Raw genomic sequence first — 18,173 nt, forward strand, 5'->3', positions numbered from 1 at the left:
CTGATAAGGTCACTCAGATCATTTGCTTTTGGAAAAAAGTTCCTTGATGAGAATGCCATAAAAAGAGTTTTGCGTGGTTGTCTTAAAGACTTCAAAAGAGATTTCTTTATTGTTTTATGCTGTTGTTTTTAACCAAAGGATTCCATTCATACCGTCTATCAGGACGCCGACCTAATTCATTCCCCTCTATAGGAAATTCACGAATATAGTTACAACGACATAAAAGCTCTAAAGCTTGCTTAACGGCTCCATTGTCTTTTAAAGATCTCCAACACCGTCTATAGATATCTCTTGCCGTAAAAACATTGGGTAAAAGATCACAGCGCTCTACAATTAATTTTGCACGCTCTGCTGTTAATGTATCATTCGCCGCATAAAGACGTTTTGCATGACTTATCAGATATTCTTCCCAATATAAGGCTCTCTCAAGGGCATCTCTATTGATTTCAAAACGCCCCCCTTCACTCAATTCAAAAATCAATGCAAGGGTTGGTATGGTTTTATTCATTTTCAAAAGATGCGCTTGTAAACTTGATGAGAAATGACCTCCTTTGATTGTTCTTTGAAAATTTTCCCACCATACACGAAACATTTCTTGAGCTTCAGCAGAAAAGCGTATGGTAATAGGGTGTTTTGGTGATCCTAATGGTTTATCATAAAGAGAACGAAAAATTCCTTGATAACTTTCCCATGCCTTTTGATTGGGAGGTCTATCAACCCATAACCGCTCTTTTCGTTCATCGGGCCACACCAGCATTTGAAATCGTTGCAATAAGCCGTCATTATTTGTTCCATGGTGCATTGCTTGAATAATGGGAATAATCCGTGAAGGTTGAATGCCCCCAATAATGGAAATGGTTGCATTGGGAATAAAAATGGTTCCACGTCCTATACGGTCATAGGTGTATGATTTTTTGCCATTAAAAGCTGTTAGATAAAAAGAACGGTCTGATTGATATTCCTTCCGTTCCAAATCGGATAAAAAACCAGATAATTCATCACGAACCAACAAGAGACCACGGGGGTTTTCTTTTAACAATTCCCCAAGCTTTTCGACGGTCACATCGTTGACAATAAGACGTCGTTTATTAAGCGTGTCATCTTCCTCACTTTCTTTATGTTCAAGAGATTGAGAAAGAAGAGCAAGGGCTTGTTCCTCGTCTTGATCTTTGAGTGCTTTGTAGGCTTGTTTTTTCTTTTCTCTTTTGTCTAATTCAATAAGAATATCTTTTGTTTCTTGCTGTTTTTTCTTCTTTAACCATTCTTGATGCCATTCCTCTTGAAAAACATCAAGAGGTGCTAAAGCAGCTTCCATGGTATCTGTTTTCATAGTTGAAGGTTCCCCCACAATGGCACCCCAGAGATTAGGAACAATTTTCCAATTGGCATGTTGTTTTGGAGAAACCCGCACGCCATTTCCAATGACAGCAGACAATCCACATAAAGCAGAAACAGCAACAAAATCGATAGAAGATTGTTGAATATCAGCAACGTCATAAACATAGTTTATTAATGGTGTTGGAAGCAGGAATATTTTAAAAGGCTCGACGGGTAAGAGAGCCGTAGCAATCGGTTGTAATTGCCCCCAACCATTTTGTTGCAAGGCTTGTTCATAAGAAATGGCTTTTAAACAAGTATTTTCGTTTAAAGAGACATTATCGTTATCATTGACGGGAGTATTTTCATTATTGTTTTGTAAATTACTATCTTTCATAGTTTCCCTCTTTTAAGAAAGTAATACGTTATTAAAATCGGTTCCTTTTGGAGCTTGCATCATAAAGACCTCAAAGCCATGGCTATAGGCACGTGCAGCTAGGGTAAAACCTGCTTTACGACCCGCATCATCGCCGTCCATTGCAATTGTCAGACGTCCTTTTGTAGGGGGTAAATTCACACGCATCATGCCACTGGTTGAAAGAGAAGCCCATAAATTAACGGGCTCTGATAACAACCCAGACAGCAGAGACAGCCCCGTTTCAATGCCTTCACAAATGACCAGATGTTTTGGATTGGCTTGGCTTAAATGCACCCCACCACCCGTTACAGATCCCAACATGGCTTTTGCTGGTTTCTGATCTGTTTTGCAGCCATTGTCTTTTAAAAAGGTTCTATGAATGGCAAAGGAACCAGCCCCCTTAACAAGAGCAACCAACGCGGGCAATGTACCCCCAGAGGGGTGTGGACATTTGCTATGAAAACGTAAATCAGCAGGCAAATCACATGTAATACCCCGCATACGTAAATAGGTTTCTGCTAAAGTATTTTTGATTGGTTGGCTTTGTTGCCAAATTGCTTTTGCTCTCTCTGCTTTCTGTTTTGCTCGTTTGAGATCAGCACAAAACTGTTTTGAGAAAGAGAGCGTCTGATCATAAGCTTGTTTTCCAAGCAATCCAATTCTAATAAGCGCTTGTATGATCTCTCTAAAAGAGCAGCCAGCATAACAATAGAGTAAAAGACGCCCATCATGTCCATTGGCAAGGGATAAGCTAGGCAGCCTATCATCATGAGCAGGGCAACGGGCTGTTCCATAACGCTCATGCCAAACCCCGCGCAAGGCACGTGTGATACCTTGCGCATTCTTAAAAGAACACATCATTGTAAATCCTATAACGTTGCGTCACAGGACGGATTGTGCTATCTCTAGGGTGATGAGTTTGAGAAAGCCTTGTCCGTCCTTACGTGACAAGGTTTTTTTATGCCGCGTCACTTTGACGTTGCTGTTTTGCTTGCTCGATGACATTGATAAGATCCGATTGTAACCAACGGGACAAAAAACCAAATTTTAAAGGTTTTGGGAGAGAGCCATTGGTTACATGACGGCGGAATGTTGAGACACTCATATGAAGCAATTTTGCACTTTCACGGTCTGTCAAAAGAATATCATTTTCTGTCATACTAAAATCCTTTCTATCAAAAAATGGTAACAAATCATAACTATTTATTAACCACATTTTGGTTCATTTGGAAAGATGTTTTATTTATAGAAAACAATATTTTATCATACAATTTTTGATGTGATAATTTATGACTCTTATTGAGAAAGAATGAGAGAGAAGAGAGAGAAAGTTATCCACAGATCATGGGGTTATGCACTCCATATCTTAAGATTGACCCGTGACATAAGCCGCCCATTTATCCATATAAACGCGGCGCTGTTCTAAATAATCAGTACGACGATAGGCACGCTCTACTTGTCCTCCGACTGTATGACTTAGAATTGTTTCAGCAACCTCATAGGGGGCATCGGTTGTTTCAGCGAGCCAATCGCGTAAACTAGAGCGAAATCCATGGGGGCAGGCTTCAAGTTTATTGTCTCTCATGTATTGAGCCATACACTTCGTAGCAAGGGGACCGCGACCGGTTGCAGAAAAGAAGAAATCATTGCGAGAAAGTGAGCGCGCTTGTTTTAAAATGTCTAATGCTTCAGATGATAAGGGCACACGAAACTCTTTTGTAGTATCACGCTTTCCTTTCATATTTTCAGCAGGGATTGTCCAGATATCACCTTCAACTTGATCTTTATGAATATGACGTAAAGGGTTAGAGCGAACCCCTGTAAGGATAAGCAAACGCAAAGCCAATTGTGTTAGGGTTGATGCTTCGCAAAGTGTTTGATAAAAAGCTGGTATATCTTTCCAATCCATTGCAGGTAAATTTTTGACTTTATGGCGTTGTTTTCCTAAAAGAGCGCGTGCTTTTTCTGTTGCTTGTAAATCAACATCCAAACCTAATGCAGCAGCATGTTTGAGACAAAGTTTGAGACGTATCAATGCTGTCCGAGCAGCTCCAGCTTTTGTATGCCAGATAGGGGCAAGTGTATTACGTATTTCTGTTTGTGTAATCTCTGACACAGGAAGACAACCTAATTTAGGGAGAATATGAAGTTGTAAAGGCGAAAACCAATGTCCATCTTTCCCATCCCCTTTTAATTCAGCTTTACGAGTTTCAAAAGTATCCAAGGCAATATCTTTTAAATAATGAAGATTGCTTATTGCCTCACGCTTTTGTTTCTCACGTTCTTTAATAGGATCACGCCCTTCACGTAAAACAGAGCGCCATTGATTTGCCAATTCACGGGCTTGTTTTAAAGAAACATCTCTTAAAGCACCCAAGCCCATTTCACGGCGCCGCCCATGAATGGTAAAACGGTAAATCCATTGAGCACCTCCATCTTTACGCTTATGAAGTAACAAGCCGGCACCATCATTATATTTGCCAGCCCCCAATGTTGCGACAGATCTTGCATTAAGACGGTTCATAAGAGCCATTTTTATTCCTTTCTTATACAAATTTGATCCATACACTCATCCCACTTGTTATGTGCAAATGAGTGGTTTTGATTGATTCAAGATAAACAGCTTTGAAATGAGAGACTCTTACGATATTCGAGACTCTCATTCAACATACAGAACAGTGAATTATTATTATAAATCAATGCCTTGTAAATGTTGATTACAGTACCAAGGCGCAAGTGAAAGCTTGGATATATGGGGGTGGTATTCCGAAAAGCGTTCTCAATTACGAACCTCTCATAGATGAGATCAATAAAGAGATCAAAAAATTATCAAAAACCGCAGGAAATAAATATGTTTACAGATAAGCAGCTAAGAGCCTTGTTTGGTATTATAATTTTTATATTTTTATGCTTTTTAGAAATTAAAAAAAATCCCTATTTTATCCAAGGTATTTTGATATTTGCATCTTTTGGTTTGATAATAATAACAAATATTTTTGTAATTTTATGCAATTCTCATATTCCTTTTGAGTTGCAGAACAGTCCAAAATATAAAGATGATGATACAACAGGTTGGAAGATATTAACACGTGATTTACAACATTATATGCACCGACTCTTAAAGCTAATAAGTTTAGCACTTGTCGTTTTAATTTTTCCAAATAGTTATACTGTATTTTGGTATTTAGATATCGTTTTTTGGTACTTTTTTTTAGTTTATTCATTCTTTCTCATGTTGCATACACGCAGTTTAATAAACATGTCCATTTACGCGATACAATCATCTCTTAAAAAGAAAGAGAGCTAAAAAAAGCACTTGGTATTCAATTAGGTAGATATCAAAATGAAAAAAAGTAAAAAAAATAAAAAATACGTATTGACTTTAAAGAAAAGGTCGTTTATTAAGGTTGGCAAGTGCTTAAAAACCACTAAATCACAAGCGGGTAAACCACGATAAGGTTTCTCCAATTTCTTAAATACTGACTTTATTTTGTGCTGTTATTGGCATATAACGATTATGTCGGGTGTGGCTATACCATACAATACCCTTCGCGAGGGAAAAGTATAGCGACGGACTTGTGACCGTGTTTTTAGCACCCGGCGCCCTTATAGGGTTGTCAATAAAAACCTAATATTCACAAGGATTACTAGCATGAAAGCTACAGTTACAAATCAAGAAACTTCTCCAAAATATGAACTTACAGATGAAAGCATAAAAGGCAATGATAAAGAACTTAAAAGGACTATAACGCTTTATCGCATACGTGCTTTAAGAGATTTTGCTGATGTCAAGGCTGGGGATCTCGGGGGCTTTATCGAAAAGGAAAAAAACTTAAGTCATGATGGCAATTGCTGGGTCTATGATGATGCCATGGTCGCTACAGATTCTGTAGTTTCTGACAATGCACAAGTGCGCAATAATGCACGTGTTTTCAGAAGTGCAAAAGTATCTGATAATGCTGTTATTTTGGATAATGCATTAGTTTTTCATAATGGTAAGGTTTATGATAATGCAAAAATTTGCGATAATGCCATGGTCAATGGCACTGTTAGTGGCAATGCTGTTGTTTGTAATAATGCAAAGCTCTTTTTTATCGCTTTTGTTTCTGATAATGCAAAAGTTTATGATGATGCTTGTGTGAATGGTAAGGTTTATGGCAATGCGCGTGTTTATGGCAATGCCATGATTTATGGGCATGCCAAGGTTTTTGATGATGCATGTGTTTACGGCAGGGCTTCTATTACTGAGTATGTAAAGGTTTTCGGCAAGGCGCGGGTTTATGATAATGCAACGGTTTATAGAAAGCCTCGTACTGATGGGTGGGTTGATCATACGTATGTAAACATTTATGGCAATGCCGTTATTAATGGCAATCAAAAAATTTATAAAGATACTGATGGTAGTGAAGAAATTTTAGATAAAACAGCATAAAAAGCAGCGTAAATAACGGCGCGGGCGCGGCGGGGGCGCCCCTCTTTTAAACATTTCATTTAAAAATTTGTTTAAATATTAGATTAGGAGCTACCTATGACCACTAAAACTGTATCTAAAAAATATGAACTTATAGACGAAATAAAAAAAGTTTACGATGCTGAAACTCGTCAACCTAAATACTTTTATCGCATTCGTGCATTAAGGGATTTCGATGATGTCAAGGCTGGTCAATTGGGCGGCTTTATTGAGAAGGAAGATAACCTTTCTCATGATGGCAATTGCTGGGTTTATGACGATGCAATTGCAGCATATGATGCCGTTGTGAGTGAAAATGCTAAAATACGTAATGAAGCCGTTGTTGCTGAAAATGCTAAAGTTTATGGTAATGCTGTAGTGAGTGATAAAGCCAAGGTTTATGGTCGTGATACCCATGTTTATGGCAATGCTGAGATTTTTGATAATGCTAGTATTAGTGGTACCATGTGGGTTCGTGGCAAGGGGTGGGTTTATGGCAAGTGTGTGGTTAATGGCAATGCCAAGGTTTATGATCATGCTAAGATTTGTGGTCAAGTTTGTGATAATGCCGTGGTTTATGGAAAAGCTTTTATTAGTATAGAGGCAAAAATTTATGACAATGCCAAGGTTTGGCATAGCGCTTATGTGAAGGGCTTTGTTTATGGCAATGCAAAAGTATCAGGATCTGCTTCTATTTATGAGGGGGCGCATATTTTTGATAAGGCAAGGGTTTATGGAAAAGCGGTTGTTTATAAAGATGTCAAGGTTTATGGCAATGCGCGTGTTTATGAGAATGCCATGATTTATGAAAAAGTAGAAATCTATGATGATGCATGTGTTTCTAACAGATCTATTATTGCTGAGGGTGTAAAAATTTATGGCAATGCCGTTCTTAAAGAAAAGAAAATATTCCGTGAAGATATTTGTAGTAATGATGCCATTAGTGAAAAAGCAGCGTAAATAACATAACGGGGCGGGGGGCTGCTTTATAGCAAAAAAGCCGCGTCCTTTAAGACACGGCTTTCATGAGCAAAACAATTAGCGATCTAAATAAACGATTAAAGTAACCAATCGAAATATAAAAGAACATCTCTTTATTGCACAAAACGTATCAAAAAGCAAGCTGTTAAGTAAAATAAAAATGGGATTCACACTGTAGATTCAGTGATTTATAATTATCATTTATCAAATCAATTTAAATCATAATGAATAAAATGAACGCTGTTAAATTACCTTCTTTTCAAACAGAAGAAAAATCTTCTTTTCGTCAACTTCCCCATAATATTGAAGCTGAAAAAGCTTTGCTCGGTGCTATCATTATCAATAATAATGCTCTTGATAGCGTTTCTGATTTTTTAAAAGCAGAGCATTTTTTTGAACCGTTGCATCAAAAGCTTTTTGATATCATTTCACAAATTATTCAAAAGGGAAGAATTGCAGATCCCATTACTATTAAGCCCTTTGTTGAAAATGATGCGAAAATTGGTGACATCACTGTATATAATTACGTGGTGCGTTTAGCTAAAGAAGCTGTAACAATCATTAATACTAAAGATTATGGGAGTGTCATTTATGATCTGTTTATCCGACGCTCTTTAATTAACCTTGGCACTCAAGTTGTGAATAGAGCTTATGATGTTTCTGTAGAACTTACAACATCACAACAAATTGAAACTGTTGAAAATCAGTTATTTGAGCTAGCAGAAAAAGGAAAATATGGAGGTGGGTTTGAAAACTTTGATACAGCCATTGCAAAAGCACTTAACATGGCAAGTGCAGCGAAAAAGCGTTCTTCAAGGCTCTCAGGGATAGCTACCCATATCAAAACACTTGATGAGAAAATGGGAGGGTTACAAGCATCTGATTTAATTATCCTTGCTGGACGCCCTGGGATGGGTAAAACATCACTTGCTACCAATATTGCTTTTAATATTGCTAATGCTTGTAAGCGTGATAACAGCCAAGCCAATGAAGGGGGTATTGTTGGTTTCTTCTCACTTGAGATGTCAACTGAACAGCTTGCAACTCGTATTATTTCCGAACAAATAAAGGTTTCTTCTTCGGATATGCGTCGTGGTAATATCTCAGAAGAGCAATTTGCAAAAATTATTCACGCAATGCGCTCTTTACAAACAATCCCTCTTTATATTGATCAAACGGGGGGTGTCTCCCTTGCACAATTGGCCGCCCGTGCAAGGCGTCTTAAACGACAACATGGTCTAGATGTCTTGATTATCGATTATATCCAACTCATGACAAGCGGTTCAAAGCGTTCATTAGAAAATCGCGTTCAAGAAATTACAGCTATTACCACCGGATTAAAAGCACTTGCAAAAGAACTCAATATTCCCATCATCGCTCTCTCTCAACTTTCGCGTCAAGTTGAAAACCGAACCGATAAACGTCCACAATTATCCGATTTACGTGAATCTGGTTCAATCGAGCAAGATGCCGACATTGTTCTGTTTGTTTATCGTGAAGAATACTATCTCAAAAATGAAGAACTAAAAGAAGGCACTGCTGAGTATAGCAAGTGGCAAGATGCAATGGAGCAAGCCAAGGGTAAAGCCGAGGTTATTATAGCAAAACAACGCCATGGTCCGACAGGAATCGTTCCCCTTGCCTTTCAATCCGATTTTACACGCTTTAGTGATTTATAACATAATGTAAAACATTAAATAATTGTTATTATACAACTGAAAACATTGTAAAAACACATAAAATATGTTATGATCTTTACATCATTTAATGGGACTTACAAACATGCTTAATAAAGTGATTTTAATTGGTCATTTAGGTGCAAATCCAGAAAGCAAAACAATGTCATCTGGCATCGAGGTGGTCAATTTTCGAATGGCAACGTCTGAGAGCTATACAGACAAGGCAACCAATAAGAAAGTAGACAAAACAGAATGGCATTCCATTGTGGTGTTTAATCCACATCTTGCAAAAATAGCACTCCAGTATCTCAATAAGGGCAGCAAAGTTTATATCGAGGGGCGACTACAAACCCGTAAATGGCAAGATAAAAATGGTATTGATCGGTATGTAACAGAAGTCATATTGCCTCAGTACAAAGGCGAGTTAAAGCTTTTAGATGGCAAAAATGATGATAATCAAGATCAGTCATCTGCTTATGACAGAAGCTTTCACAAGCCTCTTGATACATCTCATACCGTTATGAATGATAGCGTTCCTTTTTAAACAGAAGGCGGTGTTGTGAAAAAAAACAAAAAGAGGGGACGCCCTAAAATAGCAGGGCAGGTAAGAGAACCAAACGGACGTATATCACGTGCAAAAGCACCGCGTGAAGCCGTTGATAAATTGGCAATAGAAATGCGTGCAAAGCGCTTCGGTTTAACGCTACAGGAGGCAAAAAATCCACTTTCTGGTACCTATATCGGGCGTCTTTGTTTGCAAGGCGTGATTACTCAAGAGCAATATGATGCCGCGCAACAGTACTTACAGATAAGAAATAATTACCTTTGTGCAAAGGGCTTGCCTAATGCAATTTATGATGAAATGCCGTCATCATCTGATGATAAGGCAAGAGACAAATGGGTAGAATTTGCAACAGAGCAGTTTATAAACACGCAAGAGGCACTAAAAGAAGCCCAATGCCTCTATAGACAGTATAATCTTCATGCTGCGTTACAGTCCCTCGTGATAGAAGATCAAATGCTACCACACCTTGTGAATTCACTACGCGTTGCTCTTAATGCTCTTCAGAAACATTTTGATCGTTAAATGACAATCTCTATTACGGTTTCATTATATTGTATATCGTTCGTAAGTCTCTACAAAACCTAGCTGTTTTTTTTATGCCTCTCCCATTATCGACTCTCATACTAGACACTAAATCAACAACTTGTGTTTCGGGGTTAATGCCATTTCCACTCGGAGAACTAAGAAATTTTTTTGCGTAATAAAACATTGGATCTGTACTACTCATAGACATGTTGTATGCCCAAATAAAATTTTCTTCACTCCAATTATGTTCATAGCGTAAAGTATTTATTACACTAGGTAGCATCGCCCATGACATCTCCTTATTATAATCACCCCTTAGTAAATTCACAAAGCGTCCACATAAAACAATAAGTATGTGACGATGCCATACAGTGTCAAATTTGGCAGTTATATTTTGATAGCCATTTTTGTATGCAAATTGATTTGCTTCGTGTTGCTTGTCGAAATGCGTAAAGTCTTCATATTCTTTACTTGCATATTTATCGTAAAGTTGATTGTACTGCTCTATAGTATCTACACGTGTAAATGTACGTGTAAATCCAAATGACGCTGATGCAGGTAGCGCTGATATAGAAAAGAAAGCTATAAATGTTATGATGCGTGTTATGGATAATGATTTCATCATTTTGAACCCTTAATTATTCATAAGTGCTGTTTAACTGATTCCCTTTGAAATTATCAATATGTGTTATTTTTATGTTGACAAAGTGTAGCAAATCGTATTTAATGACATTACTGTACTTAGGCGTATTGTGTCTAGAGAGGGAAATGTACAGTTCAAAATCCCCGCAAATGCGGGGTTTTTTATTATCTGGAGGGTGTATTTTATGACATCAGAAAATACAGAACAGGCTCCACAACCGATTAAAAAGCGTATACCACCAAAGGCAGGTCAAGGGCGTGTCAAAGGCGTTCCAAATAAAGTAACGCGCATTTTAAAAGAAGCAGTGGTTAAGGCTGCTGAGAATGCTGGGAATAAAATTGGCAAGGATGGTTTGATCTCTTATTTGGAAAAGCAGGCTATGGAATGCCCCGCTGCTTATTTAGCGTTGCTTGGGAAGGTGTTGCCTTTGCAAGTGACGGGGGAAGATGGGGGCGCGATTAAGATCATAGGGCGTGTAGAAATTGCTCCTTTAACAATGAATGACGACAAGACAGATTAAGATTGTACCAAAACTCATTCCTATTTTTACAGGAGACGCTTTGGTACGAGCGGCGTGGGGTGGACGAGGGTCTGGAAAGACAAGATCATTTGCCTTGATGGCTGCTTTAAAAGGCTATCAATTTGGTATGCAGGGGATATCGGGGACCATTCTTTGTGCACGTCAGTTTCAGAATTCGCTAGCAGAGAGTTCATTGGAGGAGATTAAGCGCGCCATTGAAGCGCACGACTTTTTAAAGGACTATTACAAGGTTGGGGAGTCGTCGATTAAATCGATAGATGGTCGTATAGCCTTTCAGTTTTCTGGTCTGGACCGTAATATTGCGAGCATTAAATCGATGGGGCGTATCTTGCTTTGTTGGGTTGATGAGGCAGAGCCCGTGACAGAGACGGCTTGGCAGACGCTTATTCCAACGTTGCGTGAAGAAGGCGAGGGGTGGCGAGCAGAGTTATGGGTCACATGGAACCCGTTGCGAGAGAATGCCCCCGTTGAGAAGCGGTTTCGCTTTTCAGACAATGAAGCCATTAAGCGTGTAGAGATCAATTGGTCAGACAATCCGAAGTTTCCTAAGATCTTGAATGAAGCGCGGCTTGATGATCTGAGAAACCGCCCCGAGACCTATAAGCATATATGGGAGGGGGCTTATCTTACAGCAGTTCAAGGCGCTTATTATCAGAGGGAAATGTTGGCAGCCGAGCAAGAGGGGCGGATAGGGCGTGTTGCGCGTGATCCTTTAATGCAGATACGCGCCTTTTGGGATATTGGGGGGACAGGCGCCAAGGCAGATGCCACGGCGATATGGATAGCGCAATTTGTTGGCAGAGAGATCAGAGTGCTTAATTATTACGAAGCACAGGGACAACCGCTATCAGAGCATGTAGGCTGGTTGCGTCAAAACGGTTATGAGAAGGCGTTGATGGTGTTACCCCATGATGGTGCGACGAGAGACCGTGTGCACAATGTGAGTTTTGAGAGCGCTTTGAATGATGCGGGCTTTGAAACACAGGTTGTTCCCAATCAGGGAGCAGGGGCGGTTAAGATGCGTATAGAGGCGGTGCGACGTATTTTGCCGTCTGTTTGGTTTAATGAAGAGACAACCGTAGCGGGTCGTAAAGCACTGAATTGGTATCATGAGAAATGGGATGAGAAGCGTAATATTGGTTTAGGCGCCGAGCATGATTGGTCCAGTCATGGTGCAGATGCCTTTGGATTGATGTGTGTGGGGTATGAACAGCCGATGCAGAAACAGAAGAGACCAGCTTATAGCGGTAGAGAAACTTATGAGAGCACGTCATGGATGGCAGAATGATGGATGATGAAGAGCATTTAGAAAAAGAACATAACGCATCAGATTTGTCGACAGAAGGCTTATTTCGCAAGCTTGTGAATTGGTACAAAGAAGATGTTGAGCATGTGAACAAATGGCGTGAACATGCAAGGGAGGATTTTCAATTTTACAATGGTGATCAGTGGAATGAGGCTGATTTAGCGGCGTTAAAAGAGCAACGCCGCCCCGTTATGACGTTTAATCGCATTGCACCATTGGTTAATGCCGTTGTGGGTTCAGAGCGTAACAATAAACGAGAGGTGCAATTCATTCCCCGTCAAATAGGCAAGGCATTGCCAAGTGAATTGCTTACAGGAGCAGCGGAATGGTTTCGCGACATGGCACATGCTGAATATGCAGATAGTGATGCTTTCCAAGACGCTGTCATCTGCGGCATGGGGTGGACCGATACGCGGCTTGATTATGAGAACAGTATAGATGGTGAACCGGTTATTACGCGTTTAGATCCTTTAAAAATGGTTTGGGATAGTGCAGCGGTGCAACCAAATTTAACCGATGCACAACGCATGTGGTATGTAGACCGCAAGCCCTTGGAAGTAGCCAAGCAGATGTTTCCCAAAGCCCATTGGACAGAGCTGAGTGCTGATTGGGCGCGTGATGGGGTTGCCTATGAAGGCATTCATCATAATGATCTTGAAGCTTACGATGATGAGAAGGGCATTGATGTTGAAAACGGTCGTCGGATGGTCACACTCGTTGAATGCCGTTGGTTTGAAAGCGAACGATATTATAAGGCACCTGATTTAGAAACGGGTGAATTGCGTGATTATAGTGAAGAGGAATTTAAGCAGTTACAGTGCATGATGCCCGATATCCAAGGGGCAGCTTTCAATAAAAAGGTCGTAAAACGTGCTTTTTTAGGGAGAAAATTGCTTGAATCCCCTGATCAACCTTTGGTTCCAGCGGGTCAATTGGGTTGGGAGTGTATAACGGGGTATTTTGACAAGATAGAACGGCAATTTTATGGGGTTGTAAGACCGACAAAAGACCCTCAACGATGGGCAAATAAATATTTTAGTCAAGTAATGCATATCCTCAACAGCCAATCCAAAGGTGGGATAATGGCAGAGCGGGGCGCATTTGAAGATGTGAGAGAAGCTGTAAAGAGTTGGAGCAGAGTAGATAGTATTACGGTTTTAAAAAATGGCGCTTTGGCAGGTGGTAAGATACAGCCCAAACCCGTAGCGCAATTCCCAACCGGTTTTTTCCAACTGTTTAATGAAGCCAAGGAAGCGATTAACCAAGTGACAAGATATTGATTTATAATGATAATCTAGCGTTATTCATAGTGAATGAGAGTCCCGAATAACGTAAGATTCTCTCATTTCAAATCTGTTTATGTTGCATCAATCAAAACCACTCATTTGCACATAAGAAGCGGGATGAGTGTGTGGATCAAATTTGTATAAGAAAGGATTAAAAAATGGCTCTTATGAACCGTCTTAATGCAAGATCTGTCGCAACATTGGGGGCTGGCAAATATAATGATGGTGCCGGCTTGCTTCTTCATAAGCGTAAAGATGGAGGTGCTCAATGGATTTATCGTTATACCATTCATGGGCGCCGTCGTGAGATGGGATTGGGTGCTTTGAGAGATGTTTCTTTAAAACAAGCCCGTGAATTGGCAACTGGGTGGCGTTCGGTTTTACGTGAGGGTCGTGACCCCATTAAAGAACGCAATAAACAAAAGCGTGAGGCAATAAGTAATCTCCATTATTTAAAAGATATTGCTTTAGACACTTTTGAAACTCGTAAAGCTGAATTAAAAGGAGAGGGTAAAAATGGAGATTGGTTTTCGCCTTTACAACTTCATATTCTCCCCAAATTAGGCTGTCTGCCCGTTTCTGAGATTACGCAAATAGAGATACGCAATACGCTTGCCCCTATTTGGCATACAAAAGCTGCAACAGCTAATAGAGCTCTTATTCGTCTCAATATGTGTCTCAAACATGCGGCTGCATTAGGATTGGATGTTGATTTACAAGCAACAGAAAAAGCACGTGCTCTTTTAGGTAAACAACTTCATAAAACTATTAATAGACCAGCTATGGATTGGAAAGATGTGCCGGCTTTTTATAAAACACTTTGTGAAAAAACAACTATGACGAATTTAGCTTTGCGTTTGCTTATTCTTACAGGGGTTCGTACCAATCCTTTGTGTCATATTCATAAAGATCAAGTTGAGGGGGATATATGGACAATCCCTGCTGAGAATATGAAAGGAAGGCGTGATGCTACAACAGAATTTCGTGTGCCCTTATCAACAGAAGCATTAGATATTTTAAAACAAGCGCGCCTGCTCTCTCGCAATGAATTCTTTTTTTCTGCAACAGGTCGGGGTTCCCTTGGTGAGAAGTGTATGGCTACGTATATGAGAAAAAATAAACTTGAAGCCTGCCCCCATGGCTTTCGCTCTAGTTTACGTGATTGGCTCGCCGAAACAACCGATGCCCCTTATGAGGTTGCTGAAACTATCCTAGGTCATACAGTAGGAGGACAAGTAGAGCGTGCCTATCGTCGTACTGACTATTTAGAACAGCGCCGTGTCTATATGGATAAATGGGCGGCTTATGTCACTGGTCAATCTTAAGATATGGGGTGCATAACCCCATAATCTGTGGATAACTTTAGCTCTCTTCTCTCTCATTCGCTCTCAATTAGACTCATAATTTATCACATGATAAATTATATGATAATATATTGTTTTCTATAAATAAAATACCTTCAAAAATGAACCAAAGTGTGCTTAATAAATAGGCATGATTTGGTTCTATTTTTTATTATGAAAGGATTTTAGAATGACAGAAAATGATATTCTTTTAACAGACCGTGAAAGTGCAAAATTGCTTCATATGAGTGTCTCAACATTCCGCCGTCATGTTACCAATGGCTCTCTCCCAAAACCTTTAAAATTTGGCTTTTTATCCCGTTGGTTACAATCGGATCTTTTGAATGTCATCGAACAAGCGAAACAGCAACGTTATAACGACGTGGCATAAAAAAACCTTGTCACGTAAGGACGGACAAGGCTTTCTCAAACTCATCAATCTAGAGCTAGCACAATCCGTCCTATGACGCAATGTTATAGGATTTAAAATGATGTGTTCTTTTAAGAATGCGCAAGGTATCACACGTGCCTTGCGTGGTACTTGGCATGGGCGTTATGGAACAGCCCGTTGCCCTGCTCATGATGATAGGCTGCCTAGTTTATCTATTTCTAATGGAAATGATGGGCGTCTTTTACTCTATTGTTATGCTGGTTGCTCTTTTAGAGAGATCATACAAGCGCTTATTAGAATTGGGTTGCTTGGAAAACAAGCTTATGCTCATACGCTTTCTTTCTCAAAACAGTTTTGTGCTGATCTCAAACAAGCAAAACAGAAAGCAGAGAGAGCAAAAGCAATTTGGCAACAAAGCCAACCAATCAAAAATACTTTAGCAGAAACCTATTTACGCATGCGGGGGATCACATGTGATTTGCCTGCTGATTTACGTTTTCATAGCAAATGTCCACACCCCTCTGGAGTTACACTCCCCGCGTTGGTTGCTCTTGTTAAGGGGGCTGGCTCCTTTGCCATTCATAGAACCTTTTTAAAAGACAATGGCTGCAAAACAGATCAAAAACCAGCCAAAGCTATGTTGGGATCTGTCACGGGTGGTGCTGTGCATTTAAGCCAAGACAATCCAAAACATCTGGTCATTTGTGAAGGCATTGAAACCGGTCTGGCTCTGCTGTCTGGGTTGTTATCAGAGCCCGTTGATTTATGGGCGTCCCTTTCAACCCATGGCATGATGCATGTGAATTTACCCAAAACCAAAGCCCGTCTGACAATTGCAATGGATGGCGATGATGCGGGGCGTAAAGCAGGTTTTACCCTCGCTGCACGTGCCTATAGACAAGGCTTTAAGGTCTTTATCATGCAAGCACCCTACGGTCTAGATTTCAATGATGTTTTGATACTAAAAGGTATAAATAAATGAGAGAGAATAACAACAATATTGTCGATACCAACAATCAAAATGTTTCATGCAATGATAACGATAATGTTTTTTTTAATGATAAGACTTGTTTAGAAGCCATTCCTTATAAGCAAGCATTGCAACAAAATGGTTGGGGGGAATTGCAACCGATTAATACGGCTCTCTTACCCGTCGAGCCTTTTAAAATATTACAGCTGCCAATGTCATTAATGGACTATGTTTATGACGTTGCTGATAGTCAACAATCTTCTCTCGATTTTATTGCTATCTCTGCTCTCTGTGGTTTGGCTGCTGTGATTGGTAATGGCGTGCGGGTTGCCCCAAAACAACATGCCAATTGGAAAATTGTTCCTAATCTCTGGGGTGCCATTGTGGGGGAACCTTCGACCATGAAAACAGGTACCATGGACGCTGCTTTAGAACCTCTTTATGAATTTCAAGATGAATGGCATCAAGAGTGGGTAAAGAAGAAAAAACAGCAAGAAACAAAAGAGATTCTTAATGAATTAGATAAACGAGAAAAGAAAAAACAAGCCTATAAAGCACTCAAAGATCAAGATGAAGAACAAGCCCTTGCTCTTCTTTCACAAGCTCTTGAACACAAAGAAAGTGAGGAAGATGATAGTTCTATAAAACGACGTCTTATCGTCAATGATGTGACTGTCGAAAAGCTTGGGGAACTCTTAAAAGAAACCCCCCGTGGTCTCTTGTTGGTGCGTGATGAACTGGCTGGTTTTTTAGCCAATTTGGAAAGAAAGGAATATCAATCAGACCGTTCTTTCTATCTAACCGCTTTTAATGGCAATAAGTCTTACACCTATGACCGTATAGGACGTGGAACCATTCATATTCCCAATGCAACTCTCTCTATTATAGGGGGTATTCAACCTGCACGTATTATTCCCATTATTCAAGACATGCACCGTGGAATAAACGATGATGGTCTTATGCAACGGTTTCAAATGCTGATCTATCCCGATGAACGACAAGAGCAGTTATGGGTTGATAGACCTCCCAATCAAAAGGCATGGGAAAGTTATCAAGGGGTTTTTCGTTCTCTTTATGATAAACCATTAGGATCACCAAAATATCCGATAACCATACGCTTTTCTGCCGAAGCCCAAGAAATGTTTCGTGAATGGTGGGAAGATTTCCAGAAAAGAATAAAGAATGGTCATTTCTCATCAAGTTTAAAAGCACATCTTTTGAAAATGAATCAAACCATACCAACCCTTGCGTTGATTTTTGAACTGGTTGAGGGTGGTCGTTTTGAAATCAATAGAGATGCCCTTGAAAGAGCTTTGTATTGGGAAAAATATTTGTTAAGTCATGTCAAAAGGCTTTATGCGGCGGCGGATAGCTTAGCAACAGAGGGGGCAAAATTAATTGTCGAACGTTGTGATTGTTTACCCGATGTTTTTACAACAAGGGATATCTATAGACGCTGTTGGCGTTCTTTAAAAGACAAAGAAGCTGTGAAGCAAGCTTTAGAGCTTTTATGCTGTTCTAATCATCTTCGAAAAAAGTTTATAACACATCAGACAAGTGGACACCCTAGCACTTATTATGAATGGAATCCTTTAGTCAAAAACAGCAGCATAAAACAATAAAGAAACTTTTTTTAAAAACTTTCTACTCAAAGAGGCAAAACTCTTTTTAATGGCATTCTTATCAAGGAATTTTTCTCCAAAGATAATAATCTGAGTGACCTTATAGGAAGAGTTTTGTCAGTTCTGTCAGTTCCTT

17 protein-coding genes and 1 pseudogene are annotated in these 18,173 nt (G+C 39.7%); 13 read left to right on the forward strand and 5 right to left on the reverse strand.

Translation table 11 applies throughout. From position 1 onward, the window contains the following. Positions 1–106: 106 nt before the first annotated feature. The 4 genes from ACFINA_RS07125 to ACFINA_RS07140 all read right to left on the reverse strand — a co-directional run bounded on the left by ACFINA_RS07125 (position 107) and on the right by ACFINA_RS07140 (position 4,268). Positions 107–1,714, reverse strand: coding sequence for a YfjI family protein (locus ACFINA_RS07125; RefSeq protein WP_375615311.1), 1,608 nt, complete (start codon positions 1,712–1,714; stop codon positions 107–109). A 12-nt stretch (positions 1,715–1,726) separates the two neighbouring features. After that, the gene (locus ACFINA_RS07130) at positions 1,727–2,596 is read right to left on the reverse strand and encodes a toprim domain-containing protein (RefSeq protein WP_375615312.1); all 870 of its coding nucleotides are present in this window, start codon (positions 2,594–2,596) and stop codon (positions 1,727–1,729) included. Between the two features lie 97 nt (positions 2,597–2,693). Further along, positions 2,694–2,894: an AlpA family transcriptional regulator gene (locus tag ACFINA_RS07135; protein WP_011180791.1), complete on the reverse strand. Its 201-nt coding sequence runs from the start codon at positions 2,892–2,894 to the stop codon at positions 2,694–2,696. Between the two features lie 207 nt (positions 2,895–3,101). Then, entirely contained in the window at positions 3,102–4,268 is a 1,167-nt protein-coding gene (locus ACFINA_RS07140) for a tyrosine-type recombinase/integrase (protein WP_375615313.1), read from the reverse strand. Positions 4,269–4,586: 318 nt separating this feature from the next. Here ACFINA_RS07140 and ACFINA_RS07145 point away from each other — a divergent pair, with 318 nt between their 5' ends. From ACFINA_RS07145 to ACFINA_RS07170, 6 genes are all read left to right on the forward strand, one after another. Then, entirely contained in the window at positions 4,587–5,042 is a 456-nt protein-coding gene (locus tag ACFINA_RS07145) for a hypothetical protein (protein ID WP_375615314.1), read from the forward strand. Positions 5,043–5,387: 345 nt separating this feature from the next. Further along, entirely contained in the window at positions 5,388–6,167 is a 780-nt protein-coding gene (locus ACFINA_RS07150; RefSeq protein WP_375615315.1) for a hypothetical protein, read from the forward strand. Between the two features lie 96 nt (positions 6,168–6,263). After that, the gene (locus tag ACFINA_RS07155; RefSeq protein WP_375607476.1) at positions 6,264–7,145 is read left to right on the forward strand and encodes a hypothetical protein; all 882 of its coding nucleotides are present in this window, start codon (positions 6,264–6,266) and stop codon (positions 7,143–7,145) included. Between the two features lie 254 nt (positions 7,146–7,399). Beyond that, complete coding sequence (locus ACFINA_RS07160) at positions 7,400–8,845, forward strand: replicative DNA helicase (protein ID WP_375615316.1); 1,446 nt, start codon at positions 7,400–7,402, stop codon at positions 8,843–8,845. Positions 8,846–8,948: 103 nt separating this feature from the next. Beyond that, a complete protein-coding gene (gene ssb / locus ACFINA_RS07165; protein WP_375615317.1) occupies positions 8,949–9,389 on the forward strand; it encodes a single-stranded DNA-binding protein in 441 nt (146 codons plus the stop codon). A gap of 15 nt (positions 9,390–9,404) precedes the next feature. Then, on the forward strand, positions 9,405–9,932 hold the full coding sequence (locus tag ACFINA_RS07170; protein WP_375615318.1) for a hypothetical protein: 528 nt from the start codon (positions 9,405–9,407) through the stop codon (positions 9,930–9,932). Between the two features lie 13 nt (positions 9,933–9,945). Here the strand turns inward: ACFINA_RS07170 and ACFINA_RS07175 are convergent, their stop codons facing one another. Next, entirely contained in the window at positions 9,946–10,557 is a 612-nt protein-coding gene (locus tag ACFINA_RS07175) for a hypothetical protein (RefSeq protein WP_375615337.1), read from the reverse strand. A 205-nt stretch (positions 10,558–10,762) separates the two neighbouring features. Between ACFINA_RS07175 and ACFINA_RS07180 the strand changes: the two genes are divergently transcribed. The 7 genes and pseudogenes from ACFINA_RS07180 to ACFINA_RS07210 all read left to right on the forward strand — a co-directional run bounded on the left by ACFINA_RS07180 (position 10,763) and on the right by ACFINA_RS07210 (position 18,037). Then, positions 10,763–11,098 carry a hypothetical protein gene (locus tag ACFINA_RS07180; RefSeq protein ID WP_375615319.1) on the forward strand — a complete coding sequence of 112 codons (336 nt, stop codon included), beginning with the start codon at positions 10,763–10,765 and terminating at the stop codon, positions 11,096–11,098. Beyond that, positions 11,079–12,407 carry a PBSX family phage terminase large subunit gene (locus ACFINA_RS07185; protein ID WP_375615320.1) on the forward strand — a complete coding sequence of 443 codons (1,329 nt, stop codon included), beginning with the start codon at positions 11,079–11,081 and terminating at the stop codon, positions 12,405–12,407. The genes ACFINA_RS07180 and ACFINA_RS07185 overlap by 20 nt, the downstream gene beginning before the upstream one ends. Beyond that, a pseudogene (locus ACFINA_RS07190) lies at positions 12,392–13,696 on the forward strand (portal protein); the annotation flags it as partial. The gene ACFINA_RS07185 and the pseudogene ACFINA_RS07190, both read left to right, overlap by 16 nt. A 173-nt stretch (positions 13,697–13,869) precedes the next feature. Further along, the gene (locus ACFINA_RS07195) at positions 13,870–15,036 is read left to right on the forward strand and encodes a tyrosine-type recombinase/integrase (protein ID WP_375615321.1); all 1,167 of its coding nucleotides are present in this window, start codon (positions 13,870–13,872) and stop codon (positions 15,034–15,036) included. A 208-nt stretch (positions 15,037–15,244) separates the two neighbouring features. Continuing rightward, positions 15,245–15,445, forward strand: a complete 201-nt coding sequence (locus tag ACFINA_RS07200) for an AlpA family transcriptional regulator (RefSeq protein WP_007347430.1) — start codon at positions 15,245–15,247, stop codon at positions 15,443–15,445. A gap of 97 nt (positions 15,446–15,542) precedes the next feature. Beyond that, positions 15,543–16,427 carry a toprim domain-containing protein gene (locus ACFINA_RS07205; RefSeq protein ID WP_375615322.1) on the forward strand — a complete coding sequence of 295 codons (885 nt, stop codon included), beginning with the start codon at positions 15,543–15,545 and terminating at the stop codon, positions 16,425–16,427. Continuing rightward, on the forward strand, positions 16,424–18,037 hold the full coding sequence (locus ACFINA_RS07210) for a YfjI family protein (protein ID WP_375615323.1): 1,614 nt from the start codon (positions 16,424–16,426) through the stop codon (positions 18,035–18,037). Before ACFINA_RS07205 ends, ACFINA_RS07210 begins: the two co-directional genes overlap by 4 nt. Positions 18,038–18,173 lie beyond the last annotated feature (136 nt).

Origin of the sequence: Bartonella sp. AC10YNML, assembly GCF_042196825.1 — a bacterium.
Lineage (GTDB): Bacteria > Pseudomonadota > Alphaproteobacteria > Rhizobiales > Rhizobiaceae > Bartonella.

What these genes read in the sequence shown, in the direction of transcription:
- ACFINA_RS07125 (WP_375615311.1), bottom strand. Translation starts at nt 1,714, where the DNA reads ATGAAAGATAGTAATTTACAAAACAATAATGAAAATACTCCCGTCAAT.
- ACFINA_RS07130 (WP_375615312.1), bottom strand. Translation starts at nt 2,596, where the DNA reads ATGATGTGTTCTTTTAAGAATGCGCAAGGTATCACACGTGCCTTGCGC.
- ACFINA_RS07135 (WP_011180791.1), bottom strand. Translation starts at nt 2,894, where the DNA reads ATGACAGAAAATGATATTCTTTTGACAGACCGTGAAAGTGCAAAATTG.
- ACFINA_RS07140 (WP_375615313.1), bottom strand. Translation starts at nt 4,268, where the DNA reads ATGGCTCTTATGAACCGTCTTAATGCAAGATCTGTCGCAACATTGGGG.
- ACFINA_RS07145 (WP_375615314.1), top strand. Translation starts at nt 4,587, where the DNA reads ATGTTTACAGATAAGCAGCTAAGAGCCTTGTTTGGTATTATAATTTTT.
- ACFINA_RS07150 (WP_375615315.1), top strand. Translation starts at nt 5,388, where the DNA reads ATGAAAGCTACAGTTACAAATCAAGAAACTTCTCCAAAATATGAACTT.
- ACFINA_RS07155 (WP_375607476.1), top strand. Translation starts at nt 6,264, where the DNA reads ATGACCACTAAAACTGTATCTAAAAAATATGAACTTATAGACGAAATA.
- ACFINA_RS07160 (WP_375615316.1), top strand. Translation starts at nt 7,400, where the DNA reads ATGAACGCTGTTAAATTACCTTCTTTTCAAACAGAAGAAAAATCTTCT.
- ssb (WP_375615317.1), top strand. Translation starts at nt 8,949, where the DNA reads ATGCTTAATAAAGTGATTTTAATTGGTCATTTAGGTGCAAATCCAGAA.
- ACFINA_RS07175 (WP_375615337.1), bottom strand. Translation starts at nt 10,557, where the DNA reads ATGAAATCATTATCCATAACACGCATCATAACATTTATAGCTTTCTTT.
- ACFINA_RS07180 (WP_375615319.1), top strand. Translation starts at nt 10,763, where the DNA reads ATGACATCAGAAAATACAGAACAGGCTCCACAACCGATTAAAAAGCGT.
- ACFINA_RS07185 (WP_375615320.1), top strand. Translation starts at nt 11,079, where the DNA reads ATGACGACAAGACAGATTAAGATTGTACCAAAACTCATTCCTATTTTT.
- ACFINA_RS07195 (WP_375615321.1), top strand. Translation starts at nt 13,870, where the DNA reads ATGGCTCTTATGAACCGTCTTAATGCAAGATCTGTCGCAACATTGGGG.
- ACFINA_RS07200 (WP_007347430.1), top strand. Translation starts at nt 15,245, where the DNA reads ATGACAGAAAATGATATTCTTTTAACAGACCGTGAAAGTGCAAAATTG.
- ACFINA_RS07205 (WP_375615322.1), top strand. Translation starts at nt 15,543, where the DNA reads ATGATGTGTTCTTTTAAGAATGCGCAAGGTATCACACGTGCCTTGCGT.
- ACFINA_RS07210 (WP_375615323.1), top strand. Translation starts at nt 16,424, where the DNA reads ATGAGAGAGAATAACAACAATATTGTCGATACCAACAATCAAAATGTT.